The organism is Corynebacterium sp., from assembly GCF_030152825.1.
In the GTDB taxonomy this organism is placed as follows: domain Bacteria; phylum Actinomycetota; class Actinomycetes; order Mycobacteriales; family Mycobacteriaceae; genus Corynebacterium.
In genome coordinates this window covers 1-17,682 of record NZ_JASLIP010000027.1, presented here as the reverse complement: position 1 = coordinate 17,682, position 17,682 = coordinate 1, and the positions used below count along the sequence as shown (strand labels likewise).

The 17,682-nt window shown below is 65.1% G+C and carries 14 protein-coding genes; 7 read left to right on the top strand and 7 right to left on the bottom strand.

Annotation, left to right across the window (positions count from 1 at the left end; all coding sequences use genetic code 11):
* Positions 1-957, bottom strand: a 957-nt coding sequence (locus Q1V78_RS03040; RefSeq protein WP_300611487.1) for a Clp protease N-terminal domain-containing protein, incomplete at its 3' end; no start/stop codon positions are given.
* Between the two features lie 259 nt (positions 958-1,216).
* Here Q1V78_RS03040 and Q1V78_RS03035 point away from each other — a divergent pair.
* Entirely contained in the window at positions 1,217-2,455 is a 1,239-nt protein-coding gene (locus Q1V78_RS03035) for a flavohemoprotein (RefSeq protein ID WP_300611485.1), read from the top strand.
* On the opposite strand, the gene Q1V78_RS03030 is transcribed toward Q1V78_RS03035, so the two are convergent.
* A complete protein-coding gene (locus tag Q1V78_RS03030; RefSeq protein ID WP_300611483.1) occupies positions 2,456-3,361 on the bottom strand; it encodes a carbon-nitrogen hydrolase family protein in 906 nt (301 codons plus the stop codon).
* A gap of 221 nt (positions 3,362-3,582) precedes the next feature.
* On the opposite strand from Q1V78_RS03030, the gene Q1V78_RS03025 reads away from it, so the two are divergent.
* The 5 genes from Q1V78_RS03025 to Q1V78_RS03005 all read left to right on the top strand — a co-directional run bounded on the left by Q1V78_RS03025 (position 3,583) and on the right by Q1V78_RS03005 (position 10,938).
* Positions 3,583-4,143 (top strand): hypothetical protein, encoded by a 561-nt coding sequence (locus Q1V78_RS03025; RefSeq protein ID WP_300611481.1) that lies wholly within the window; start codon positions 3,583-3,585, stop codon positions 4,141-4,143.
* The gene (locus Q1V78_RS03020; RefSeq protein WP_300611479.1) at positions 4,140-5,429 is read left to right on the top strand and encodes an alpha/beta hydrolase; all 1,290 of its coding nucleotides are present in this window, start codon (positions 4,140-4,142) and stop codon (positions 5,427-5,429) included. Before Q1V78_RS03025 ends, Q1V78_RS03020 begins: the two co-directional genes overlap by 4 nt.
* 72 nt (positions 5,430-5,501) lie before the next feature.
* Positions 5,502-7,031: a basic amino acid/polyamine antiporter gene (locus tag Q1V78_RS03015; protein ID WP_300611476.1), complete on the top strand. Its 1,530-nt coding sequence runs from the start codon at positions 5,502-5,504 to the stop codon at positions 7,029-7,031.
* A gap of 98 nt (positions 7,032-7,129) precedes the next feature.
* Positions 7,130-8,890: an ABC transporter ATP-binding protein gene (locus tag Q1V78_RS03010; RefSeq protein ID WP_300611474.1), complete on the top strand. Its 1,761-nt coding sequence runs from the start codon at positions 7,130-7,132 to the stop codon at positions 8,888-8,890.
* Complete coding sequence (locus Q1V78_RS03005; RefSeq protein WP_300611472.1) at positions 8,887-10,938, top strand: ABC transporter ATP-binding protein; 2,052 nt, start codon at positions 8,887-8,889, stop codon at positions 10,936-10,938. Before Q1V78_RS03010 ends, Q1V78_RS03005 begins: the two co-directional genes overlap by 4 nt.
* 31 nt (positions 10,939-10,969) lie before the next feature.
* On the opposite strand, the gene Q1V78_RS03000 is transcribed toward Q1V78_RS03005, so the two are convergent.
* On the bottom strand, positions 10,970-11,425 hold the full coding sequence (locus Q1V78_RS03000) for a helix-turn-helix transcriptional regulator (RefSeq protein ID WP_300611470.1): 456 nt from the start codon (positions 11,423-11,425) through the stop codon (positions 10,970-10,972).
* 26 nt (positions 11,426-11,451) lie between these two features.
* Positions 11,452-12,657, bottom strand: coding sequence for a molecular chaperone DnaJ (gene dnaJ / locus Q1V78_RS02995; RefSeq protein ID WP_300611468.1), 1,206 nt, complete (start codon positions 12,655-12,657; stop codon positions 11,452-11,454).
* Between the two features lie 204 nt (positions 12,658-12,861).
* On the opposite strand from dnaJ, the gene Q1V78_RS02990 reads away from it, so the two are divergent.
* Positions 12,862-13,839, top strand: coding sequence for a hypothetical protein (locus Q1V78_RS02990; protein WP_300611466.1), 978 nt, complete (start codon positions 12,862-12,864; stop codon positions 13,837-13,839).
* Between the two features lie 150 nt (positions 13,840-13,989).
* Here the strand turns inward: Q1V78_RS02990 and Q1V78_RS02985 are convergent, their stop codons facing one another.
* From Q1V78_RS02985 to Q1V78_RS02975, 3 genes are all read right to left on the bottom strand, one after another.
* Positions 13,990-15,510 (bottom strand): aldehyde dehydrogenase family protein, encoded by a 1,521-nt coding sequence (locus Q1V78_RS02985; protein WP_300611464.1) that lies wholly within the window; start codon positions 15,508-15,510, stop codon positions 13,990-13,992.
* Positions 15,511-15,796: 286 nt separating this feature from the next.
* Positions 15,797-16,459 (bottom strand): nucleotide exchange factor GrpE, encoded by a 663-nt coding sequence (gene grpE, locus Q1V78_RS02980; protein ID WP_300611461.1) that lies wholly within the window; start codon positions 16,457-16,459, stop codon positions 15,797-15,799.
* A partial coding sequence (locus Q1V78_RS02975) for an Hsp70 family protein (RefSeq protein ID WP_300611459.1) occupies positions 16,459-17,682 on the bottom strand: 1,224 nt, incomplete at its 5' end. The genes Q1V78_RS02975 and grpE, both read right to left, overlap by 1 nt.

The following is a 17,682-nucleotide window of genomic DNA, read 5'->3' as shown; positions in this document are numbered from 1 at the left end:
GTCCAGGGTGGTCGCACCGACGAGGCGCAGCTCACCGCGGGCGAGCAGCGGCTTAATCATGTTGCCGGCATCCATCGCGGAGTCGCCGCCGGCACCGGCGCCGACGATGGTGTGCAGCTCGTCGATGAAGGTGACGATCTCGCCGTCGGCTTCCTTGATCTCGTCGAGGACGGACTTCAGGCGCTCCTCGAACTCGCCGCGGTACTTCGCGCCCGCGAGCATCGCGCCCAGGTCCAGGGAGACCAGCTTCTTACCCTTCAGGGACTCGGGGACGTCGCCCGCGACGATGCGGCGGGCCAGTCCCTCGACGATCGCGGTCTTACCCACGCCCGGTTCGCCGATGAGCACGGGGTTATTTTTAGTGCGCCTCGATAGCACTTGGACCACACGGCGGATCTCCTGGTCGCGGCCGATGACCGGGTCGATCTTCCCGGCGCGGGCAGCGGAGGTGAGGTCGGTGGAGTACTTCTCCAGGGCCTGGAACTGGCCTTCCGGCTCTTCGGTGGTGACCTTGCGGTTGCCTCGCACGCTTTCGAAAGCACCACGCAGGGCATCAAAAGTGCCACCCAGGTTGTGCAGAATCGTCGCGGCGTCCGAGTTGCCCTTGGCGATACCGGTGAGCAGCACCTCTGTGGAGACGTAGGTGTCACCGAGTTCCCCAGCGAGTTCCTGGGCGGCCGTCATGGCGTTCAGGGCGTCGCGGTTGAACTGCGGATTGGCCATGCCAGAGCCCTGTGCGGTGGGGTAACCCTCCACGAGTGACTTCGCCTGGGTCCGCACGGCGTCGGCGTTGACACCAGCTGCGGTGAGGATCGGCTGGGTAATGGAATCCTGCTGCTCGAGCAGGGCCACCAGCAGGTGGCCGGGGCGGATGTCCGGGTTCCCGCGGTTCGACGCGTCCTGAAGGGCGGTCTGCATTGCTTCGCGGGTCATGGTGGTTGGGGTAAAGGAGCTCATGATCTTGTGACCTTTCTGTGGTGAGGTTTGTTGCTACCTATCCTAATTGAGTTCACTAGACTCAACCACGCTAGCCTTGAGTCTATTCCACTCAACTTAAAAATTCTTTTCCTTTCGCTACAGCCCACTTTTTACCCTCCCCACCCCGTCCGCGCCGCGCACCCCGCGATGATGGTTACGGACTCAAGAAAATGGGACAATGAGCCCGAAAAAGCTCGCCGCACCCCGCGGCAGCTGCCCTAGGAAGGGAGCCCACGCAATGTCACACCACGCAGCACCCAGCGACCGCGACTCCATTGACCTACTCTCCCCCATCCTCAATCACCTCACTCCCCTGAGCGCACGCGTCCGGGCCATTCTCGACGCCCAGGGGCCCGCGCCCGGGCCCACCGCCCAGCCGTTGCGCACCGGGGAGTCCCCGGACGCCACCCCGACCACGTGGTCGGACCTGAAAGCAGATCAGCCCCTCCTGGTGCGTAGCCTCCGAGCGTTGCTCACCAGCCTCGGGCTTGCCCAGACCCCTGGGAATTACAGCGGCGAATACCCCCAAAAGGAAGTCGATTTCCTGCTGGCCCTCGGCCACGACCTACGCAAGCACGGGCTGGAGGCCGAGCACTACGGTGCGCTCGCCCACGCGCTCGGCCAGGCGGGGGCCGACGTCCTGCCCCTCGATGAGCAAGAACAGGCCACCCTGGAGGATGCCGCGGACCTAACCTGCCACCTGCTCGCCCTCGGCGCCCAGCGCAGCACCGCGACCGCGACGCGCACCGCCGAAGTCCTCGACGTCGCGGAAGCCTACCCCGGCGACGAGACCACCGGACGACCCGCGATCGGGGTCATTCGCATCCAAGAAAACGCGCCACAACCCTGGTGGACCGGGCAGTACCTGGACGTCCGCACCCCCTACGGCGACACGCAGTGGCAATACCTGCACCCCGGCACGCCCGCGAACCCGGACGGGCTGATCGAGTTCCACGTGCGTGGGGATAGCGAGGCTCGGCGCGCGATCCTCACGGAGGCCCAGGCCGGGGACCAGTGGGTGCTCGGGGCGAGCTATGGCTTCCTCAGCGTGGATGCCGAGGACGAGCGCCCGGTGTGCATGATTGCGCAGAACACGGGGCTGGCTCCGCTGCGGGCCCTGCTGTTGGAACTGGCGCAGCAACCCGAGCCACCGGAGACCGCGCTGTACGTCGGGGCCGATAGCGTCGCTGAACTCTACGAGCTACCCAGCCTGCTGGGTTTTGCTCGCGCCTGGGTTTGGCTGCGGGTGGTGCCCGTGGCGGCCGAGGCGGCCGGGATCGAGGGGCTGACGGGGACGTCGGCGGAGCTCGACGGGCTGCTGCGGGTCGGCCATGCCGTGAACGCCGCCATCCGGGACGGCGCGTGGCAGGACGCCCGGGTGCTCGTCGCCGGGGAAGAAGCGCACGTCAGCGCAAGCGTGGATGCACTACTGGCAGCGGGCGCGGACCCCAGTCAGCTCAGCGTGGATAAGGCTTAGCTAGTCCTCTGGCTCGATGTGGATCGTCTCGGTGATCTCGCGGTCGAGGTTGTGGCCGCCGAGGATCGGCAGCCCCTTGCGGACGTGATCCACGGAATTCGGGTCGATATCCACCGTCAGCACCTGGGCGGCATACCCGGTCTCCGCGAGCTTGGCCCCCTGCGGGCTCACCACCACGGAGTGCCCGATGCCAGTGGGTCCCTCTGGCTTGCCATAATCCTCGGGGCTGCCGGGGCGAGCCATTCCCGCGGCCACGAGGTAGGAGCTGGAGTCCAGGGCGCGGGCGGAGGTCAGCGCGCGCCACTGATCGAGCTTGCCTGGGCCATCGGCCCAGCTGGTGGGCACGACGATAACCTTCGCACCAGACTGCGCCAGGCCGATGAAGTGGCCAGGGAAGCGGATGTCGTAGCAGGTGGCCAGACCGATCTTCACGCCGTTGAGTTCGAAGGTCACGCGACGATTGCCGGGGCGCACGGTGGCGGATTCCTGGTGGCCGAAGGCGTCGAAGCAGTGGATCTTGTCGTAGCCCGCGAAGATTCCCGGCCCGGCGACCAGCAGGGTGTTGGTCACGCGGCGGAACTCCTGGATGCCACCGCTATCACCCGGGCGCTCGGTGGACAGCTCGCCATTGGGCAGCCGGAAAACCGAGTCCGCCGGGGTAAACATGCCCACGACGGCGACGATCCCGTGTTCCTCAGCGGTGGCCTTAATGGCCCGGCCGAAGGGACCATCGAGGGGTTGGGCAACCGTGTCGAGGCGCCCGGCATCGAAGGGGAACATCGCAGCCTCGGGGAAAACCACGAGGTCAGCACCGTTCTGCGCGGAGCCCGCGATGTACTTCCGGATAAGGGCGAGGTTCGCCTCGACATCCGGCTGGGCGCTCATCTGGATCACGGAGATACGCATGCCCCCAGGGTAACGAGAAACCACACCCCGCGCTGGAGCTCGTAGGGATTAGGCCCGGACGCCGTCGCGGCCGCTGTGGATATCCCCGGCATGGCTATCCACAGAAACCACCGCTCGCACCATGCTCTCTTCCGCTAGCCCGCCGGCGATGTTTTCCTAAACGCACCGGCCGCAGGCGGCGAGTAGACCCGCCACCAGGCCACCGAACACGAGGGGAAACAATGCCAGAGACCACCACGCTCACACCGGGGATCGAGCACATCCTCAGCCGCATCGGAGACACCGTATCCAGCACGGCGAACCAGACCGCCGAGGATGTCGAGCAGGCTCTCGCCGAACGCGCCCGGGTGGGGTTCACCAACCACGCAGAACTCACGGACCAGGTGGAGACCAGCCTGCGCGGGCTCTCCGCCCCCGACTCCGGTGGCCAGTCCGGCGAGTCGCACGAAGTAGAAGGACACGGGACAGAGCTGGATTACGGCGACGTCCTGAAGCTCGACCCCATCGCCCTGGAGCACGTCCTCATGTCCAGCGAGAAGCTCCACGCGCAGACCTCCGAGCAGGCCGAAAGGCTCAGCCCGGGGTTGTCGCCGGGTCCCGGCCCCCGCATGAGCGCGGCCGCGGAGCACGCCAACGCCGCCATCCCCACCGCCCTGCGTTCCCAGCTGGATCAGTGGCAGCGGATGTGTGCCGATATCTCGTCATTTAAGGACGCCAACACCGCGGCCGACTCGGTAGCTGCACGGTGCCTGACTCCCACCGGTGGAGGTGAGTCGCGATGAGCGGGATGACGGTTTTCGCGGTGGAGCACGCCGCCACCGGCGAGATCCTTGAGCAGGCACGCACCTGGTCGGATGCCGGCAATCACATCTCCGAACTCGCCGCGCAGTCTCGGGGCCTGGGGATGACAACCCCGGAGGTGTGGCAGGGCGCGGCGGCGGACGCGGCGCACCACCGGCTTAGCACCGCGCTCACGCAGGCGGACTCCACAGGCTGGGCAGCCGGCCTGTGCGGCACCTCGACCAACGGCTACGCCCGGACACTGCAGGTCGCCCAAAACATCCTCAAAGCCCTGCGCTGGGTTGAGCCCATGATCCGCATCGACAGTGCAGGCGTGGCATACACGGAGATGCCCGCACTACTACCCCTGACCGGCGTGCTCACCGGTATCGCGCAATCCGCGCTCACGCTGGTGCGGGCTGTCGACTCGGCGACCGGTGCCGCCGTCGACGCGCTGGCCTCCCACGCCCGCCCGGCCCCCGTGGTCGGCTGGGGCGGCGCCGAACCCGGCGGGGCGGCCGTGATACCCGCCCAGACCATCGACCTGCCCTACGGCACCGCGGCCGTGGTCGGCGACGTGGCCAACGCAGATCGAGTCATCACCCTCGTCGGCGGGGTGGGTTCCCGCGGGGAGGCCGCCAAAGCCAAGCAGGTGCGCTTTGCCCAGCAGCTCGCCGGGGAAAAGGTCGCGGTGGTGTCCTGGAATGGCTACCACGCACCCAGCAACCTGATCAGCGGCGCCAGCGGAGAGCTCGCCACAACGGGCGGGGCCCGGCTGCGGGCCTTCCAGGACAGCCTGCGACGGATCAACCCCGACGCCACGCTGCATGTCAGTGGCTATAGCTACGGCTCCGTCGTCGTCGGACAGGGCGCGGCCGACGGCCACCTCGACGCCGACCGCGTCACCTTCCTCGGCAGCCCCGGGGTCCCCGTCAACCACGCCAGCGAGCTGCAGCTCAACCCCGGCGCGCGGGTCGAGGCCTACACCGAACCCGGCGACCTCATCGAAAACATCAGCTCTGCCGCCACCGTCGGGAAACTGGCGTACGACCCCGCCGCCGTTTTTCCGAAGAACCAGGGCATCCACGGAGCCGACCCCACCTCCCCGCTTTTCGGGGCCGATGACCTCCTGAACCCGGGCGGCAACGACGAGCGTGCTGGCATTTCTCAGCTCCTGGAGTACGGGATCGACCGGGTTGACGACGCACGGCTCGCCGCTGGCGGAGAGACGGGCTCCCACAGCGGGTATTACAACGATCCAGCGGTGGTGGCAGCCCTACGCGAATAGGCTTCTCACCAGGGGATACCCCCTGTTCGCTTTTATTCGCGTCGGTGCTTTCTTCGCTGTAGCCTACGAAAGATGAAGACTAACGCTCAGCCGTCCACCCCGGAGGTCTTGGTCACCGACGACCCGCGCACCGTACGGCTTGGCACCCTTGTCAGTTTGATCATTGGCAGCGCTGTGGGCGCCGGCATCTTCGCCATGCCGCAGAACATCGCGCTGGTGGCCTCCCCGGGCGCGGCGATGATCGGCTGGATCATCACCGGCCTCGGCATGCTGTGTGTGGCCTATGTCTTCCAGGCCCTCGCGCAGCGCAAACCACACCTCGACTCTGGCGTGTACAGCTACGTGCGCGCCGGGCTGGGCGACTTCATTGGTTTCGCCTCAGCGTGGGGCTATTGGCTGGGCACGATCATCGCCCAGGTGGGTTACGCCACCCTGTTCTTCAGCTCGCTGGGCTTCTTCTTCCCGATCTTCGGCGGCGATCACCCCTTCGTTCAGTCCCTCGCGGTCTCCGCGCTGACCTGGACGATCTTCCTGGTGCTCTCGCGCGGAGTGCGCCAGGCGGCGATCATGAACGTGGTCGCCACGGTCGCGAAGATCCTGCCGATCATCGCCTTCCTCGTGCTGGTGGCCTTTGTGGGCTTCAAGCCTGAGGTCCTCACCGCGGACTTCTGGGGCCAGGCCGCCACCTTCGGTGAGGACGGCAACCAGGTCAGCACCCTGACCGACCAGGTCAAGGGCATGATGCTCTTCACCGTTTGGGCGTTCATCGGCGTGGAGGGTGCGTCCACCTATTCCAAGCGGGCGCGCCATCGCAAGGACGTCTCCCTCGCCACCCTGCTGGGCTTCCTCGTTGTCTTCCTGCTGCTAGTGCTCGTCAGCTTCCTGTCCTTCGGTGTGGCCAGCCGCGAGGAGCTCGCCGCGATGGGCGATAACTCGATGGCAGAGGTCCTGGAGCTCGTCGTCGGACCGTGGGGCGCGGGCCTGATCTCCATCGGCCTGTGCATCAGCGTGCTGGGAGCCTACGTCTCCTGGCAGATGCTGTGCGCCGAGCCGATCATGCTGATGGCCCAGGATGGCCTGCTCCCGAAGTTCGTCGGGAAGACGAACCCGAAGGGTGCCCCGGTCACCGCCCAGCTGTTCTCCGCGGTGATCATCCAGGTGTTCATCGTGATCTTCTACCTCAACGAGTCCACCTACTCCACGATGGTGCAGCTGGCGACCTCCCTGTACCTGCTGCCTTACGTCTTCAGCTCGCTGTACCTGCTGTTCCTGGCCACCCGTGGCGCGGGCATCGCCCACCCGGATGCCGGTCGCCTGTTCAACCTCTCCGGCCCGGAGATCCCGAAGTCCACCAACCGGGTTCACCTGGTGCTGGGCGGGGTGGCGTTCATTTACTCGCTGTGGCTGCTCTACGCCGCCGACCTGCGTTTCGTGCTGCTGGGCACGCTGCTGGTGATGCCGGGCATGATCATCTACATCTTCACTCGCATCTCCGCGAACGAGCGGATCTTCAACGCCTTCGAATGGCTCATCGCTGCCATTGTGACAGTTTCTTCTATCGCGGGGCTCTGGCTCATCCTGACTGGAGAGATCGCGCTCTAAAACGCCGACAGCAACGCTGCACCGACGCCCCGCTCCCCGCCCACCCCGAACCCGCACGCCTGGTTGACCCCAGCGCGCGGGCGTAGAAAGGAGCGCCGATGCATCTCATCCGGCTCATCAAGGGGCACATCGCCCCCTACCGCTGGCACGTGGTGACTGTCATCATTCTCCAGCTCGCCGCCACCCTGGCGGTGCTCTACCTGCCCACCCTGAACGCGCGGATCATCGACCGTGGCGTAGCCACCGGAGATATCGGCTACATCTGGTCCACGGGTGGCATCATGCTGGCCGTCGCTTTCGTTCAGCTCCTCGCCTCGGTGGTGGCCGTGTGGTTCGGCGCCCACGCCGCGATGGGTTTGGGCAGGGACATCCGCCGGGATATTTTCCGCACCGTGGATTCCTTCAGTGCTCAAGACATGGCGCAATTCGGCACCGCCACCTTGGTCACGCGCGGTACAAACGACGTTCAGCAGATCCAAATGGTCACTCTCATGGCGCTGAATTTCATGGTTATGATGCCGATCATGTCCATCGGCGGAATCATCATGGCCATCCGGGAGCATGCCGGGTTGTCCTGGCTGGTCTGGATCTCGGTACCGATCCTGCTTGTTATCGTCGGGTTACTCATCGCCCAGCTATTGCCGATGTTCACCGTCATGCAGGAAAAAATTGACCGCATTAACGGGGTGCTTCGGGAACAGATCACCGGTATTCGGGTCGTCCGCGCCTTTGTCCGGGAAAACCACGAGGCCAACCGCTTCGACGCGGCCAACCGCGATCTCACCGATACGTCCATTCGCATCGGCCGGGTCTTTGTCTTGATGTTCCCGGTCATCACCGTCATTCTCCACCTCGCGACCGCGGCCGTCCTGTGGTTCGGCGGGAAGCGGGTGGACGCCGGGGCAATGGAGGTTGGTTCGCTCACCGCGTTTATGCAGTACCTCCTGCAGATCCTCATGGCCGTGATGATGGGGGCCTTCATGGCGATGATGCTGCCCCGCGCCATCATCTGCGCCGAGCGCATCAACGAGGTGCTCCGCCACGAGCCTTCCCTGCGCGCACCGGTTAACCCAGTAGTCCCGGAGGCCAACACCGGCGAGGTCGAGTTTCAGAATGTCAGCTTCACCTACCCCGGCGCGGAGGAGCCGGTGCTCGACGGCATCAGTTTCACCGCCAAGCCGGGCCAAACCACTGCCATTATCGGGTCCACAGGATCCGGGAAGACCACCCTGCTGAGCCTCATCCCCCGCCTCTACGAGGCCACCCGTGGCCAGGTCCTTCTCGACGGGGTGCCTGTCCAGCAGCTCGCCGAGCAGACCCTCGCCGATCGGGTGGGTTTCGTCCCGCAGAAGCCGTTCCTGTTCTCCGGCACCGTCGCCACAAACCTGCGCTTCGGTAAGCACAACGCCACCGACGAGGAGCTATGGGATGCGCTGCGCATCGCCCAGGCCGAGGATTTCGTGAGCGTGCGTACGACTGGCGAAGGCGAACAGCAGGCCAGCGGGTTGGCGTCCTCAATCGCCCAAGGGGGAACGGACGTCTCCGGTGGGCAGCGGCAGCGCCTTTGCATCGCCCGAGCGCTGGTCGGACAGCCGAGCCTGTACCTTTTCGACGATTCCTTCTCCGCGCTGGACGTCGCCACCGACGCGCGGCTGCGTGAAGCGCTAGCCCCTCGGACGAAGGACGCCACCGTCATCGTCGTTGCCCAGAGGATTGCGACGATCACCGACGCTGACCAGATTCTCGTCCTCGAAGCTGGTCGCATCGTCGCCCGCGGGACGCACCAGGAGCTGCTGGAGAGCTCAACAACATACCGGGAGATCGCCGAGTCTCAGCTGAACGCGGAGGAGAAGGCATGAGCCGCAAGAACAACTCGACATCCCCGTCGCAGGCCGAGGTCAGCGAGCAGGAGATCCTAGAGTTCGAGGACAGTATCGACCGAGATGATTTCGGCAGCGCGCCACGCAAGGCGAAGGCTTTCTGGCCCTCCGCGGTGCGGATGCTGGGGCTGCTGTCGAGCCGTAAGCTATCCCTGGCTGTGGTGTTCCTGTTCGTGGTCGCCTCCGTCATTCTGACGGTCTACGCCCCGAGGGTGCTGGGGCGGGCGATGGACATCATCTTCTCGGGCGCGGTCTCCGGCCGCATGCCGGAGGAGCTGAGCCGGGAGCAGGTCATCGCCGGTGCGCAGGCCGCGGGTAGTACGGAACTGGCGGACATGCTCTCCGGGATGGAGTTCACCCCCGGCGAGGGCATAAAATTCGGTGCGCTGGGCCGACTGCTGATCATCGTTCTGCTGATGTACTTCGGTGCCGCACTCTTCATGTGGCTGCAGGGGCTGATCATGAACGCCCTGACCATGCGGGTGGTCTATCAGCTGCGCAGGGATGTCGAGCGCAAGATCAACCGCCTGCCGCTGAACTACTTCGACACCCGACAGCGCGGCGATATCCTCTCCCGAACAACGAACGACGTGGATAATATTCAGCAGGCTTTGCAGCAGGCGGTCGCGCAGCTGATCGAGTCCCTCCTGCTTGTCATTGGGGTCACCGTGATGATGTTTGCGGTCTCCTGGCAGCTGGCATTGATTGCGCTGGTCGCGCTGCCAATCTCGGCGATTGTTCTTGGCATCATCGGCACCAAGTCCCAGGCCCTGTTCGCCTCGCAATGGCGGGCGACTGGCCGGGTCAATGGGCAGATTGAGGAATTCTTCACGGGCCACGACCTCGTGCGCACCTTTGGCCGCTCTGAGGACATGCAGGCCGAGTTCCACGCCCGCAACGAGGAGCTCTACGAAGCGGCTGCGAAGGCGCAGTTCTACTCCTCGATGATGATGCCGATCATGAACTGGCTGACGTATTTGAGCTACGTGGGCATCGCGGTGGCAGGTGGCCTTCGGGTGGCGTCTGGGCAGATGAGCTTGGGGGCGGTGACCGCCTTTATTCAGTACTCCCGCGAATTCAACCAGCCGCTCACACAGATGGCGGGCATGATGAACCAGGTGCAATCCGGGGTTGCCTCCGCAGAGCGCGTTTTCGAACTGCTCGACGCCGAGGAGGAGGTCGAGGACCGTTCTTCCCCGGCGGAAGTCGCGCCAGCTGAGCCAACCGTTGCCGTGCCTGGAGTGAAGGCTGACACCCGCACGAAGGAGACCAACGCCACCCCGCCACGCACCACCGGTGCCGTGGAGTTCCGTGGTGTCGACTTCTCATACTCCCCCGAGGCGCCGTTGATCCAGGATATGAATCTCGCCGTGCGTCCCGGTCAGACGGTGGCGATCGTCGGGCCCACGGGCGCTGGTAAGACCACCCTGGTCAACCTCATCATGCGGTTCTACGAGATCGACGCCGGCGCGATCACGCTCGATGGGGTGGATATCCGCGACCTTGGCCGCGCCGAGCTGCGGTCCAGGGTGGGCATGGTGCTCCAGGACGCGGTGATCTTCGAGGGCACGATCATGGAGAACATTCGTTACGGCCGGTTGGACGCCACCGATGAGGAGGTCATCGCTGCCGCAAAGGCGAGCTACGTGGACCGTTTCGTCCGTGCCCTGCCGGAAGGCTACGAGACGATGATCAGCCAGGATTCCGGGGCGATTTCCGTGGGCGAGCGCCAGCTGATCACTATCGCTCGGGCTTTCCTCTCTGCTCCGGAGCTGCTCATTCTCGACGAGGCGACCTCATCGGTGGATACCCGCACCGAGCTGCTTATTCAGCAGGCGATGACGGCATTGCAGTCGGAACGGACAAGCTTCGTCATCGCGCACCGGCTCTCCACGATCCGGGATGCGGACGTCATCGTTGTCATGAAGGAGGGTGCCATCGCCGAGCAGGGTACCCATGCGGAGCTATTGGCAGCTGGGGGCGTGTACGCGGAGCTCTACAAGAGCCAGTTCGCCGCGGCAGGCTAGACTCGGCGCGAAAATGTGGGCCAGCGGCTGCCTAGCGCTTGCGTCGCTGCTCCCACAGCACCACCGCGGTGGAGCGCGGCACGTGCACGATCTCGCCGCGGCTGCGGCCCCGCGATTCGCCACGGGCTTTGGCTAGCTGCTGGCGCAGCACCGCATTTTCCTGCTGTGCTTCCTGCAACCGCTCCTCCAGCTCGATGATGCGCTGGATTCCCGCCAGGTTCACGCCCTCCTCGTGGGAGAGCCGCTGGATCTCTAGCAGCTGGGCGATGTCTTCCCGGGAGTAGCGCCGCCCGCCGCCGCGGGTGCGCTGTGGGGTGACCAACCCCATGCGGTCGTAGGTGCGCAGGGTTTGGGCGTGCATGCCGGTGATCTCGGCGGCCACGGAGATCACGAAGACCTCCTGTTCCTCCCTGCCGTGGGCTCCGGCCGCACAGGGCTCCGCCCCGGCAGGTTCGGTCGGCCATTGCTTCTTCTTTGCCTCGGACATTGGCTTTCACCTCCACTTCTTCGCGCTTAGTCCCGACCGGCCCAGTTGGCGCGAGGGTCAAAACCAGAGCGCTTCTCCTCCTCGGCGTAGCTGCGAAGAGCGCTCATCGCGCCTTCGTCGAGGTTGCTCGGAATCTCAACTTTCACGGTGACCAGGAGGTCGCCGCTGTTGCCGTTGCGTTTGTGGACGCCGCGTCCCCGCACCCGGAGGGTCGTGCCGTCCGCGGTGCCCTGGGGGATGCGCACGCGCACCTTCGAGTCCAGGGTCGGGACGGTAACCGCGCCACCGAGGACGAGTTCGGTGTAACTGACCGGGACGGTGAGCTGCAGGTCGTCGCCGCTGCGGGTAAAGACCTTGTCAGGTTTGACGTGGACGGTGACGAAGAGGTCGCCGGAAGGCTTGCCGCGTTCACCCGCGGCGCCCTGCCCTGCCAGGCGGACCTTCTGCCCGTCAACCACGCCGGCTGGGACGCGGACGGTGATGGTGCGGGGGCGGTGCTGCTGGCCTGTTCCGGAGCAGTCCGGACACGGGTCCTCGATGCGGGTGCCGGTGCCGGAGCAGTCCGGGCAAGGGCGGGAGAAACCGAAGGCGCCCCGGTCCTCGGAGACGAGCCCGTTGCCGCTACAGGTCCCGCAGGTGCGCGGGCTGGTGCCGGGCTTCGCGCCGGAGCCGTGGCAGTTGGTGCAGGGGGCTGCGCTGGTGAGCCGGATGGGTACGGTCACGCCCTTGGTGGCTTCCCGAAATTCGAGGGTGATCTCGGTTTCTACGTCCGCACCCCGGCTGCGTTTGCGCTGGCGCCGCTCGCCACCGCCACCGAAGCCGCTAAACCCGCCGCCTCCACTGCTTGCACCACCGAAGACGTCGCCGAAGATGTCCGAGATATTGAATTCCTCGCCCATCCCCGTGCCACCGCTAAAGCCGCCGAATCGGCTGCCTCCGCCGCCGAAGCCGCTGAAGCCCCCTGGGGCACCACTAAAGCCGCCACCCATGCCGCCGGAAGCGACCATGGACTTCAGCTCGTCGTACTCCTTGCGCTTCTCCTTATCGCCCACGACGGAGTAGGCCTCGGAGGCTGCCTTAAAGCGGTTTTCGGCCACAGTATCCCCGGGGTGTTTATCCGGGTGGTTGTCCCGCGCGATCTTGCGGTAGGCCTTCTTAATCTCCTCAGCGCTGGCGCTTTCACTCACGCCGAGGTCTTTGTAATAATCCTTGTCTATCCATTCACGGTTCATTGTCTTCTACCTTCGTTCTAAGCTGCTGTTTTCTAAATTTTTGCGGTTGTGCGCGGTGCCGTTCGGCGCTGCTCAGGGGACGCCCAGGAACTCAACCTTGAGTCTACCGCGCTGAACTTTGCGCTTCCATTCTGCCTCAACGATTCTGCGGGCAAAGTATTCCTTCTTCTGGGGTTTTCTGCCCGAACAGTTAGGCTGGAGGATATGACCTCTCGGAAGCCCAATTGGTTTGAACGGCTCTTCGGCCAGCCCGCCGCCAGCGGTACGGATAGCCCCCCGGTTCAGCAACCCGACGCTGCATCTTTTCCGGACGCCACGATCCCCAACGGCGAGACGGGAGACTCCCCCGCGGCCTCGCAGGATAACGCCCCGCAAGCCCCCTCCGAGCTTCCGGTCTCCCAGATGCGCGATGCCGATTTTTACGCCGCGATGCGCGCACGCCTGGCGCCGGTGAAAAAGGAGCTAGGAGTGGCGCCGAAGGGCGCGTTCCAATTCGATAAGGACTCCCCCGTCCGCCCCTACGCCGATGACCTCATCGTGCGCCTCTGCCTGGACCGCCCCGGCGGGATCCGAGCACTCACGGAGCGCGACCTCGAGGACCGCGGTCTGGTGGAGCACCTCTACCGGATGGGCTACCGCAACCTGTGGCAGGACCTCATCGAGTCCGACCTGCGCTTCCGGGAGGTGCGCTCGGATTCGGGCGTGCTGCCCCACGACGGCGATCAAGACCCGGAGATGGTGTGGTCCATCGAGTCCAGCTCCTACTACGCCGGCTCTGCCCCGCTGTTCCTGGAAGAGCTTTTCGCCCGCCATCGCCCCGATGTCGACCTGAGCTCGGGCATCATTTTCGCCAGCCCGCACCGCCACCTGACCCTGGCGCGCGAGGTCACGAATGGCAATGACCTGATGGGCTCGATTGGTCTGATGGCCACGATGGCGGCGGAGCAGTACAGCTCGAAGCCGGGCCAGATCAGCCCGCGACTGCACCTGCTGCACATGGGTGAGGTCACCACATTCACGGACGTGGTGTGGGGTGACAAGGATCGCCAGGTGGAGATTCAGGTCAAGCCCACCCCGTACCTGATGGGCCGCATCAGCGACGGCCTGGACGGCGACGGTGGATTCGGTCTCGGTGGACCAGGTGGCCCGAGTGACCCAGGCCCAGGCGGCCCCGGCCTCTAGCGCCGGGCCCCAGGCCGGCCGGTGGTGCCCAGAAAACTAAACGCCCCGCGCACAGCCCCGCCTCCGCCCCCAGGCAAAACCGGAACACGAAGGGCCCCACCCAATGGTGGGGGCCCTTTCATTCGCGCCAGGTGCTCTAAGAAGACCGACCTAGAACAGGCCCGTGGCATTCTCCGCGTAGGAGACGAGCAGGTTCTTGGTGTGCTGGTAGTGAGACAGCATCATCAGGTGGTTCTCGCGACCAATACCGGACTCCTTATAGCCGCCGAATGCGGCGTGAGCTGGGTAGTTGTGGTACTGGTTCACCCACACACGGCCCGCCTGAATGTCACGGCCGGCACGGTAGGCGATGTTGCCGTTACGGGTCCATACGCCGGCACCCAAGCCGTAGTTGGTGTCGTTAGCGACGCGGATGGCCTCGTCGTAATCCTTGAAGGTCACCACGGACAGCACCGGGCCGAAGATCTCCTCCTGGAAGATCCGCATGTCATTGGTGCCCTTGAAAATCGTCGGCTCTACGTAGTAGCCGTCCTCCAGCCCCTCGATCTTGTTGACGTTACCGCCGGTGAGGGTCTCGGCCCCCTCCTTCGGCCCGATCTCCAGGTAGGAGCAGATCTTGTCCATCTGCTCGCGGGAGGCCTGGGCGCCCATCTGGGTTTCGGTGTCCAGCGGGTTGCCCTTCTTGATAGCGTTCACGCGCTTCACGCCGAGCTCCAGGAACTCGTCAGCGATGGATTCGTGGACCAGCGCGCGGGACGGGCAGGTGCAGACTTCTCCCTGGTTCAGGGCAAACATCGCGAAGCCCTCGAGGGCCTTGTCGAAGAACTCGTCCTTCTTGTCCATGATATCCGGGAAGAACAGGGATGGGGATTTGCCGCCCAGTTCCAGGGTGACGGGGATAATCCGCTCGGCTGCGACCTTGTTGATGATGCGGCCAACCTCGGTGGAACCAGTGAACGCGATCTTGGAGATGCGCTTGGAACCGGACAGAGCGGCACCTGCCTCCGAACCGAGTCCATTGACGATATTCAGGACGCCATCAGGCAGCAGGTCTGCGATCTTTTCGACCAAGTACAGCAGGGAGGCCGGGGTCTGCTCTGCAGGCTTCAGGACGATGGCGTTACCGGCAGCCAACGCTGGTGCGATCTTCCAGGCAGCCATGAGGATCGGGAAGTTCCAGGGGATGATCTGACCCACGACGCCCAGTGGCTCGTTGAAGTGGTAGGCGACGGTGTCGTGGTCGATCTGGGAGAGCCTGCCCTCCTGGGCACGTAGGGCGCCGGCGAAGTAGCGGAAGTGGTCGACGGCCAGGGGAATGTCCGCAGCGAGGGTTTCGCGGACTGCCTTACCGTTATCCCAGGTATCCGCGATGGCGATTTCCTCGAGGTTCTCCTCGATGCGGTCGGCGATGCGGTGCAGGATCAGGGCACGCTCGGCTGGGGAGGTCTTGCCCCAGGCTGGCGCCGCCTTGTGTGCTGCGTCGAGCGCGAGCTCGATATCTGCAGCCTTGCCGCGGGCCACCTGACAAAACACCTCACCGGTAACGGGGGTGACGTTGTCCATGTACTCACCATCGGCTGGCGGGGTCCACTCGCCGCCAATGAAGTTGTCGTAGCGCGCACGGAAGTTGACGATCGCACCGTCGGTCCCTGGGTTCGCATAAATAGTCATGTACTGCCCTTTCTGGTTGAGCTTAGGTGAGCTTGTGACGCATACTACATTTGGACAGCAAACTATGTCACTGTTTTCCTTAACCGATTAACCCCCCGCAGCCATTCCGCCCCTCCTAGCTCACCGTTCCCTCCCTTAAGCCCTCAATCCAGCACCGGCACATTGTCGCTCGAGAGGTGTTTCATAAGAGCCTTTGCGCCGCTTCGGCGCTGGCCGAAGTAGATCCGGGCCATAGACAGCATAAAACCCGGCACCCTGATAGGTGCCGGGTTTTATGCTGCGGTTATTACTGGGGATCCGCGATGACAACCATCGCGTGGCGGAGCACTCGCTCCCCCATGCGGTAGCCCTTGCGGAGCACTGTACCGACAGCCTTCTCGTCGCCAGAGGACATGTCCTGCACAGCCTCGTGAAGCTCCGGATCGAAGGCGTCGCCCTCGGCGCCGACGACCTCCACCTTGGCCCCGCGCAGAACAGTGTTCAGCTTGTCGGACATCGCCTTGAGCGGCCCGGTCAGGTCGCCGTGCTCAGCTGCCAGATCCAGGTCGTCCAAGATCGGCAGAAGGTCCGTGGCCAGGCCGGCCTTGGCCGCCTCCACCGCCGCCTCCCGGTCGCGCTCAGCGCGGCGACGGTAGTTGGCGTACTCGGCGGTGACTCTCTTCAGATCCTCGGTGCGCTCAGCCAGCTCGGCCTCGGCCGGGTTGGCGGCGGCCTCCGGATCCAGCGAAGGGTCGACCGTGTCGTCGCCGTCGGCCAGGTCGGCCGCAGCGTCGTCGGCTGCTGCTTCTGCGGCGTCGCGCTGGGCGTCCTCCTGGGCCTTCACGGCCGCTTCGGGGGATTCGCCCGGCGCCTCGCCGGCATTGTTGACGGCCGCATCCGCCTCTGGGTCAGTGACCGCCGGATCACCTGGGTTATCCGGCATCTCGCCGGAGGTGTGTGCGTTCGTCATTACTTCTTCTCATCCTCGCTGTCATCTTCGTCGACAACCTCAGCGTCGACGACGTTCGGATCCTCGGAGCCTGCGTCCTCAGCGCCGCCTGCCTCGCCGGCCTGGGCTGCCTCGGACTCGTAGATGGCCTTACCCATCTCCTGGGACTCCGCGGAGAGCTTCTCCATGGCGTCCTTGATGGCCTCGATGTCCTCACCCTTCAGGGCCTCGTCGACAGCCTTGGCTGCCTCCTCGACCTTGTTCTGGATGTCCTCAGAGACCTTGTCCTTGTTGTCCTCGACGAACTTGCGGGTCTGGTAGACGGTGGACTCTGCGGAGTTGCGGACCTCCTGCTCCTCGCGGCGCTTCTTGTCCTCCTCAGCGTGAGCCTCGGCGTCCTTGATCATCTGGTCGATCTCGTCCTGGGAGAGGCCGGAGCCGTCCTGGATCTTGATCGTGTTCTCCTTGCCGGTGCCCTTATCCTTCGCGGTGACGTGCACGATGCCGTTGGCGTCGATGTCGAAGGTCACCTCAATCTGCGGGACACCACGCGGTGCCGGAGCGATGCCACCGAGCTCGAAGGAGCCGAGCAGCTTGTTGTGCTGCGCCATCTCGCGCTCGCCCTGGAAGACCTGGATCTGCACGGAAGGCTGGTTGTCCTCAGCCGTGGTGAAGGTCTCGGAACGCTTCGTCGGGATGGTGGTGTTGCGCTCGATGAGCTTGGTCATCACGCCGCCCTTGGTCTCGATGCCGAGGGACAGCGGCGTGACGTCCAGCAGCAGGACGTCCTTGACCTCGCCCTTGAGCACGCCGGCCTGGATGGCGGCACCCACGGCCACCACCTCGTCGGGGTTCACACCCTTGTGGGGCTCCTTGCCGGTGAGGTCGTTGACCAGGTCGTGCACGGCGGGCATGCGGGTCGAGCCGCCGACCAGGATCACGTGGTCGAGGTCGTCCTTGTTCAGGCCCGCGTCCTTGATGGCCTGCTCGAACGGGCCGCGGCAGCGCTCGATGAGGTCGGCCGTGAGCTCCTGGAAGCGGGCCCGGCTGAGCGACTCGTCGAGGTGCAGGGGACCCTCGCTGGTGGCGGTGATGAACGGCAGGTTGATCTGGGTCTGCTGGACCTGCGACAGCTCGATCTTGGCCTTCTCGGCGGCCTCCTTGAGGCGCTGGAGGGCCATGTTGTCGCTGGACAGGTCGACGCCGTGGGCGGCCTTGAACTGGCCGACCAGCCAGTCGATCAC

What these genes read in the sequence shown, in the direction of transcription:
- grpE (WP_300611461.1), bottom strand. Translation starts at nt 16,459, where the DNA reads ATGACGAACGCACACACCTCCGGCGAGATGCCGGATAACCCAGGTGAT.
- Q1V78_RS03020 (WP_300611479.1), top strand. Translation starts at nt 4,140, where the DNA reads ATGAGCGGGATGACGGTTTTCGCGGTGGAGCACGCCGCCACCGGCGAG.
- Q1V78_RS02985 (WP_300611464.1), bottom strand. Translation starts at nt 15,510, where the DNA reads ATGACTATTTATGCGAACCCAGGGACCGACGGTGCGATCGTCAACTTC.
- Q1V78_RS03030 (WP_300611483.1), bottom strand. Translation starts at nt 3,361, where the DNA reads ATGCGTATCTCCGTGATCCAGATGAGCGCCCAGCCGGATGTCGAGGCG.
- dnaJ (WP_300611468.1), bottom strand. Translation starts at nt 12,657, where the DNA reads ATGAACCGTGAATGGATAGACAAGGATTATTACAAAGACCTCGGCGTG.
- Q1V78_RS03000 (WP_300611470.1), bottom strand. Translation starts at nt 11,425, where the DNA reads ATGTCCGAGGCAAAGAAGAAGCAATGGCCGACCGAACCTGCCGGGGCG.
- Q1V78_RS02990 (WP_300611466.1), top strand. Translation starts at nt 12,862, where the DNA reads ATGACCTCTCGGAAGCCCAATTGGTTTGAACGGCTCTTCGGCCAGCCC.
- Q1V78_RS03035 (WP_300611485.1), top strand. Translation starts at nt 1,217, where the DNA reads ATGTCACACCACGCAGCACCCAGCGACCGCGACTCCATTGACCTACTC.
- Q1V78_RS03025 (WP_300611481.1), top strand. Translation starts at nt 3,583, where the DNA reads ATGCCAGAGACCACCACGCTCACACCGGGGATCGAGCACATCCTCAGC.
- Q1V78_RS03015 (WP_300611476.1), top strand. Translation starts at nt 5,502, where the DNA reads ATGAAGACTAACGCTCAGCCGTCCACCCCGGAGGTCTTGGTCACCGAC.
- Q1V78_RS03010 (WP_300611474.1), top strand. Translation starts at nt 7,130, where the DNA reads ATGCATCTCATCCGGCTCATCAAGGGGCACATCGCCCCCTACCGCTGG.
- Q1V78_RS03005 (WP_300611472.1), top strand. Translation starts at nt 8,887, where the DNA reads ATGAGCCGCAAGAACAACTCGACATCCCCGTCGCAGGCCGAGGTCAGC.